The organism is Salinivibrio sp. MA607 (genome assembly GCF_001996245.1).
Lineage (GTDB): Bacteria > Pseudomonadota > Gammaproteobacteria > Enterobacterales > Vibrionaceae > Salinivibrio > Salinivibrio costicola.
The window spans coordinates 1-7226 of sequence record NZ_MUFJ01000047.1 but is presented as its reverse complement, the minus strand read 5'-3'; the positions used below and the strand labels follow the sequence as shown (position 1 = coordinate 7226).

Below are 7226 nucleotides of genomic sequence, written 5' to 3'. Positions count from 1 at the left end.
CTTATTTTGAATAAGAAAATAACTAATAATAAATCTGAAGAAATAGATCGTTTAATAAGTGATTTTGAGAGAAAATTGTCTAATCCTGTACTAATGCAAGCTACTAAAAAAACGGAAAAGAAAAAATTACATGACGCTATCTGGTACGATTGGAACAATGAAATTAAGCCGCTAATTTTAGATTCACATCTAACAAACCAAAAACTGAATAAGCTAGAAAAAAAATTAAACGAACTCGTTGCTAACATCGACCATCTAGTAAAAACTTATCAAGTACATGCTGAAGACAATAACCGTTTGATCAGACAAATACAAGCCGCATCTCTTTTAATTACAATCTCATTTATATTCTTAGCGATTTATATGGTCAACCATCTCATTAGACGACCACTCTCAGATTTAACGATAATAGCGACTAAAATAGGTCAAGGTGACTACACAGTTCAAGCTGATGAGCATGGTCATGACGAACTATCAATTCTTGCCAAAACCATTAACAGAATGGTTAGAGCTATTAATGACTCACATATTCGCATGGAAGAGAAAGTGCGAAAAAAAACAAAGCAGCTAGAAAGAACCAATGAGTCTATTCAACTACTTTACTCTATTTCCAATAAATCCAATCACTCCCATGGAAGCAATATTGATTTTCAACCACATCTTTCGAAACTGTCAGAAGTAACAGGCATTGAAGGGTTAGAGCTATGTCTGATGACAGAAAATGGCACGAAACCCTACCATCATTTAAATACTAAAAAGAGTATTTTGCCATTGAGTTGCCGCAATCGAGATTGCAGTGATTGTGTAAGCTTCGATAGTCCACTGGAATCCGAGGAAGCCTACACATTTCCTCTCGTTTATGATCATAATCATTTCGGTGTGTTGAACTGTGTATCTCGTAACCATGAACCACTCAAGCCTTGGCAATCACAGCTTATTCAGTCTGTTGCAGAGCAGTTTGCGATCACATTGAGTTTAAAACACCGCCAAGACGAAAGTAGACGATTAGCACTCGCTCGTGAACGTACCGTTATCGCGCGTGAGTTACATGACTCTCTCGCTCAAGCACTTTCCTATTTAAAAATTCAGGTTGCCGTATTACAAAAAGGACTCACTGATCCGTCGGTTGATATCAGTATCGAGAATACGATTTCAGATATAAAAACTGCGTTAAATGGTGCATATAAGGAACTCAGAGAACTGTTAACCACTTTCAGATTAAAACTTGAGGGTAGTAGCTTACACGAGGCACTCCAGGAAAGCTTTAAACAATTATCAGATCGTTTCAGTGATAAAGAAATTAAATTTGATAATGAAATTAAAAATACACCTTTTTCTGCTACTGAGCAAGTTCACCTACTACAAATCGCTAGAGAAGCAGTACAGAATGCCATTCATCATTCCGAAGGAAGTAAAATCGTTATTCTTCTTACAAGTCGCAAAAAAAATGGTTACGTCACTTTGTTAATTCATGATGACGGGATCGGAATTGATACATCAGCCAAAAAAGAAAACCACTATGGTCTTGCTATTATGAAGGAAAGGAGTAGAAGCTTAAAAGGCACGCTTACAATTGGTAATCACGCAAAAGGTGGTACAGAGGTTAGATTTGACTTCCAACCTGAATTTAACATTCCTTTAGATGTAGAGAAAACTTATGACTGAAAATTCATCAATTGGGACGATCTTAATGGTCGATGATCACCCTGTTTTTCGCAGAGGTTTGTCGCAACTCTTTTCATTGGATAATGACTTAAAATTGGTTGGAGAAGCTGACTCTGGCTATGATGCGGTCGGATTGGTAACAGAGCTCGACCCAGACTTAGTAACGTTAGATCTTAATATGGACGGCATGAATGGATTAGAAACGATACGAGCACTCAGAGATTCTGGTTATACAGGACGCATTATCATGTTAACTGTCTCTGACCAAGATGATGATGTTGTCGAAGCGATAAGGTTAGGTGTTGACGGATATTTACTAAAAGATATGGATCCTGACGATATCGTTGAGTCCATTAAGCAAGCGGCTGTGGGAAAAATGGCAATCAGTCCTAAACTCACACAAACACTTGCGGGCGCACTACGCCAGCCTGCTCCCCACAGTGACCAGCGAACATTGTCAAGCCTCACCGCCAGAGAAAAAGAAATCATCAAATTGATCGCAAAAGGACTGAGTAACAAGCTTATTGCCAGAGAGCTAGATATATCTGATGGGACAGTCAAAGTGCATGTAAAGCACCTACTAAAAAAGTTAAACCTACGCTCCCGAGTAGAAGCCGCGGTTTGGATGGTTAACGAAGATAAAGAGGTTTGAAATGGAATGCTGTAACGAAGCATCGGTATTAACAGTCGAAGATGCGCAAGAAAAAATCGTAGATGCTATTGAGTTTAAAAACAAAACTGAAATCGTTCAGTTAGACATTGCGGGTGGTCGGTACCTCGCTGAGGATATTTTTGCACCCTTTGATACGCCTTTTTGTGATAATTCAGCAATGGACGGATTTGGATTTATTCATGACGATTTCAAGCGTCATAGTGAATTTAAAGAAGTTGGGGAGTCATTAGCTGGGCATCCCTTTAGGGGCTCCATCAAAAGCGGTGAATGCATAAGAATTATGACGGGGGCTACGGTTCCAGAAGGAGTAGATACTGTTGTAATGAGAGAAAAAGTCACAGTTCAAGGAAAAAGAGTCCAGGTACATTCCGCCCCTCAAGCCGGACAAAATATCAGATTAAAAGGAGAAGACATAAAAGAGGGGCAAGTTGTACTCAAAAAGAATAAAAAGATCAATGCTGCCGATATAGCTATTATGGCAACGTTTGGTATGAGAGAAGTTAATGTATACCAACCTATCACCATCGCTGTCTTCTCAACTGGTGATGAAATAATCTCAGTCAATAAGACCAAATCGCCTGGATTTATTTATGACTCAAATAAGCCAATGCTTATTCACCTACTCAAAACTTCTGGATTTAACGTTATAGATCTTGGCATCATTCCTGATGATAAAAAAGCGATAGAAACAGCAATCAAAAAAGCAGAGGATGCTGACGCGATAATAACATCGGGAGGTGTATCGGTTGGAGATGCAGACTTCACAACAGAAGTACTCAAAGAACAAGGTGACATTGATTTTTGGAAATTAGCTATCAAGCCAGGTAAACCGTTTGCTTTTGGACATGTGGGAACTACCCCATTTTTCGGTTTACCAGGTAATCCAGTATCGGCATTGCTCACCTGTCAGATCCTAGCTATTCCAGGTTTATTAAAGCTGAGCGGTAGTTCCACCATTTACCCACAATGGCTCACCGCCACATTAACCACATCGCTAAAAAAACGTCCTGGGCGCACAGATTACCAACGTGGTGTTTATTCAATAAACGAGCAAGGACAATTAAGCGTCGCAAGCTCAGGGGCACAAGGCTCGGCATTACTTATGTCTGTATGCAAAGCTAACTGCCTCATTCGCTTACCGAAAGATAGTGAGGATGTCGCGGAGGGGGTCAGTGTTGAGGTGCTTCCCTTTGCCTTCATTCCCGGTTTATAAGACTAAGGGGTGACTAGATGACGTCACCCTAATTTCCATTATAGACGCCAGCGCAAAGCCGCTTGCTTGTCTGAAGGTTTAGCGCTTACCCACACCCAACCTTGTCCCTCAATGTTTTCTTTTTTCCATAAAGGTACTGATATTTTTAGCTGGTCCATAATAAAGCTGGCTGCCTCGAAGCTATCTTTTCTATGTTTGCTGGACACACCAACAAATACAATTGGTTCACAAAGCCCAATCACACCTATGCGATGCACAATAGAAATCTTTTCTACTGCACTCCATCTAAGTTGGACCTCCTCGGTAATTTCCATCATTGCTTTGTTTGTCATTGATAGATAGCTTTCTAAATATATCTCTTTGACACTTCTATGTTTCTCAGAACTCCCACGCACTCGGCCAACAAAGGTAACAATGGCACCGCATTCGCTGCTGCTCTCAGTCAGTGTTTGAGTAAGCTGATTTATATCTAGATGATCTTCTTGAATCCTATACATAATTAGCCCCCAGTAACTGGCGGGAAAAACGCGACTTCATCATTTTTATTGATCGAAAAGTCGCTCTCTACAATCGTATGATTGACCGCGGATATTACCTCAAGATCATTAAGCCATAAAAAAGCTGTGTTCTGTTCGATTAGGTATTTTATCAATTCAGAGACAGATAGAGGGGTTGGTATCTCAAGATTAATGGCGCTTTCACCTATCCTCTCTCTCAGCAAACCAAAAAACCTGATTTCAATCATAATCCATTCCTCTGTCTATATTACCAGACTGTCCACCCGATTTATGTCGTACGTAAACCCCTTCGATAACCATGTTTTTATCGGCAGCTTTGCACATATCAAACAAGGTAAGCGCCGCTACCGAGACACCGGTTAATGCTTCCATCTCAACCCCTGTTTTGCCATCTAAAATACAACCACAACTAATCTCAATACCGTTAGGAACGAGCTCAAAGTCTATCCATATTTTTGATAGATTCAGTTGATGACACAGTGGGATAAGGTCAGAGCATTTTTTTGCTGCTTGGATCCCTGCTATCCTAGCCGTTGAAAGGACATCCCCTTTTTTAATCTGATTTTCTTTTATGCTATCTACAGTCGATGGTGACATTTTTAAAGAGCCGATCGCAACTGCCTCTCGCCTCGTTATACCTTTGTTACTGACATCGACCATGTTTGCTTGGCCTGTAGCATTAATATGACTAAATTCACACATAGTTAGCCTCTCGACACACATTTATTCGTATCAGCAATATGAGGAACAAAATTACATGGACCATGTTCGGCATCCAACTGTTCCTTGATTAGCGTTCTCCAACCTGTTTTACATGCACCTGTTGATCCAGGTAGAGCAAATATAATTGTTCTATTCGCGATACCTGCTACACAACGAGATTGAATGGTCGAGGTGCCGATTTCTTGATAAGACACCAACCTAAATATTTCACCAAACCCTTCAACTTCCTTATCAAAAAGAGGCTTAATCGCTTCTGGTGTCGAATCTCGCTCACTAAACCCTGTACCACCAGTAATTATTATGGCAGAGATCGAGTCGTCAGCTATCCATCTAGACACAGCCGCTCTAATATCATAGATATCATCACGCACGATTAGGTGTTCATTAACATGGTGACCGGCCTCTTTTACCGATAAAGATAAAAAATTACCTGAGGTGTCATTACAGCTTTTTCGGGTATCTGAAACAGTGAGCACCGCTACGTTCAAAGGAACAAAGTTTGATGTGTGATCAGCCATTTATACTCTCCAATAGGTGTTTCGCATAGTGCCATTCTTCGGGTGTATTACAATTGTGTAGTTCATCATGATTGACACATAACTCACCGTAATTTATTGCAAGATTGTCACACGCACGATTAACAGAAAGGTTTCTATTTTCCTTAAGAACGTGATTGATGATTTCTTTTTCTCTTTTACTGTTTATTAGAACTAAAGGAAAAACATTATTTTTAGATATTTTTTTTGACTCATTTTTTTTCTTAACCTCACGAATAAAAGAGGTTATTGTCAATGAAGTTATTAGCGGCATGTCTATAGGTATAAAAACGAGAATAGATTGAGGGAAATAAATCATTGCAGAATAAATACCTCCCAAAGGACCTCGATTTGAATATATATCGCGAATATCGCTATACTCTTTATCACCTGCGCAAATAATAACCTCGTCGCATATTGACTGTTTCAGTATGGTAGCTTGTCTTTCAACAAGACGCTGGGCACCATAAGCAAGAAGTGCTTTATCTTCCCCCATCCTTTTAGACAGCCCACCCGCCAGTACCACACCGACAACCTTTCTCTCTTTATCATTACTCATGATACTAGCCGCCTAACATCGCCAAGTTTTTTGTCATTCCACTATTATCATGATGTAATAAATGGCTCTCACGCTTATACTGTAGCAATACTTCGATCTGTTCTTTCGTACCAACAATATCTCCTCGACACAAATTGTCTCGAAGACTTGATGCGCTACTAGCAAAAAGACATAGGTGTAAATTTCCGGTAGAAGAAACTCGAAGTCGATTACAAGACTTACAAAACTCTTCACTATAGGGCATGATCAAGCCAATTTTTCCAGTATAGTCAGGGTGAGAGTATTCATCTGCTGGACCTGCATTCGCTTCTTTTTGTGTCTTTTTCCAACCTTGCTCAATAAGACGATTTTGCAGCACCTGTCCACTTACGTGTTGACTTCGGTGAAAATCACTATTGTCGCCGGTACGCATCAGCTCAATGAAACGCCAAGTAACTTCCTTATCTTTTGTAAAGGCTAAAAACTGTTCCCATTGGTCTAAGTTGTATTGTTTCATCAATACAGTGTTAATTTTCACGTTATCCAAACCACTATCTAGAGCGAGATCAATGGTATCAAGGACCGAGTGCAGCTTTTGCTTCCCCGTTATGGCTCGAAACTGATATGGATTTAATGAGTCAGCACTAATGTTTAACGCTGAAAGTCCTGACTTGATATATTTAGGTAGAGTTTTGGGAAGATTAAAGGCGTTAGACGTCATCGCCACTTTCTTTATGCCACTTGTGGATGCAGCAATAGCGATGATATCACAAAGATCTTTTCTTAATGTTGGCTCACCACCTGTTATTCTAATTTTAGAGGTTCCCAAAAGAGAAAACGCATGCAGTAAAGTTTCTATCTCAAATAGTGACAGTTCGTTTTTGCCAGCATTGCAATCATTACCGTTGGGTAGGCAGTAGTTGCAACGGAAATTACATAAATCTGTTACCGATAGGCGTAGATACTCGAACCTACGACCAAATGCGTCATATAGCATGTCAACACCTTTCCAAATCCGGGAGGCTGGCTGGTTTCCCAAGCCAACCCGGTAGCATCCACTAAATACTACGGCTCATTGCTCATATACAAATACGGGTGTACCTTGTACGTAGACGACAATGTGCTTCGGGTTGATTAAAGTCTTATTATAGTCTCTGATGTACCAAAACTATATAGTCCTTTATGTATACCCACAAAGGAGTATCGGACAAGTCATTGATTTGTTTGCTTCTTGACTAAAGGTAGCACTAGAGTTAGTTTCAAAACAAGTAAAAATGAAATGAATAAAGACATGTCTGGATAAAACATAATAATCGACGTAGGAATAAACATTGAGAATAATGCGCTCAGTGCCCCACTC

At 39.9% G+C, this 7226-nt stretch carries 9 protein-coding genes and 1 riboswitch; of the genes, 3 read left to right on the top strand and 6 right to left on the bottom strand.

All coding sequences use genetic code 11. The features are described from left to right. From BZG81_RS15090 to moeA, 3 genes are all read left to right on the top strand, one after another. The coding region (locus BZG81_RS15090) for a histidine kinase (protein ID WP_131826441.1) at nt 1-1665 on the top strand (1665 nt) is incomplete at its 5' end. Then, nucleotides 1658-2317, top strand: a complete 660-nt coding sequence (narL, locus tag BZG81_RS15085; RefSeq protein ID WP_077677772.1) for a two-component system response regulator NarL — start codon at nt 1658-1660, stop codon at nt 2315-2317. The genes BZG81_RS15090 and narL, both read left to right, overlap by 8 nt. A gap of 1 nt (nt 2318) precedes the next feature. After that, on the top strand, nt 2319-3551 hold the full coding sequence (moeA, locus tag BZG81_RS15080; RefSeq protein ID WP_077677771.1) for a molybdopterin molybdotransferase MoeA: 1233 nt from the start codon (nt 2319-2321) through the stop codon (nt 3549-3551). A gap of 38 nt (nt 3552-3589) precedes the next feature. On the opposite strand, the gene BZG81_RS15075 is transcribed toward moeA, so the two are convergent. The 6 genes from BZG81_RS15075 to moaA form a co-directional block, all read right to left on the bottom strand. Next, nucleotides 3590-4048, bottom strand: coding sequence for a molybdenum cofactor biosynthesis protein MoaE (locus BZG81_RS15075; protein ID WP_077677770.1), 459 nt, complete (start codon nt 4046-4048; stop codon nt 3590-3592). 2 nt (nt 4049-4050) lie between these two features. Next, nucleotides 4051-4296 (bottom strand): MoaD/ThiS family protein, encoded by a 246-nt coding sequence (locus tag BZG81_RS15070; protein ID WP_077677769.1) that lies wholly within the window; start codon nt 4294-4296, stop codon nt 4051-4053. After that, complete coding sequence (gene moaC, locus BZG81_RS15065; protein ID WP_077677768.1) at nt 4289-4771, bottom strand: cyclic pyranopterin monophosphate synthase MoaC; 483 nt, start codon at nt 4769-4771, stop codon at nt 4289-4291. Before moaC ends, BZG81_RS15070 begins: the two co-directional genes overlap by 8 nt. A gap of 2 nt (nt 4772-4773) precedes the next feature. Then, nucleotides 4774-5310, bottom strand: coding sequence for a molybdenum cofactor biosynthesis protein B (gene moaB / locus BZG81_RS15060; protein WP_077677767.1), 537 nt, complete (start codon nt 5308-5310; stop codon nt 4774-4776). Further along, nucleotides 5303-5887: a molybdenum cofactor guanylyltransferase gene (mobA, locus tag BZG81_RS15055; RefSeq protein ID WP_077677766.1), complete on the bottom strand. Its 585-nt coding sequence runs from the start codon at nt 5885-5887 to the stop codon at nt 5303-5305. Before mobA ends, moaB begins: the two co-directional genes overlap by 8 nt. A 4-nt stretch (nt 5888-5891) precedes the next feature. After that, nucleotides 5892-6863, bottom strand: coding sequence for a GTP 3',8-cyclase MoaA (gene moaA / locus BZG81_RS15050; RefSeq protein WP_077677765.1), 972 nt, complete (start codon nt 6861-6863; stop codon nt 5892-5894). Further along, nucleotides 6853-7008: riboswitch (molybdenum cofactor riboswitch) on the bottom strand. (Overlaps the previous gene by 11 nt.) Nucleotides 7009-7226 lie beyond the last annotated feature (218 nt).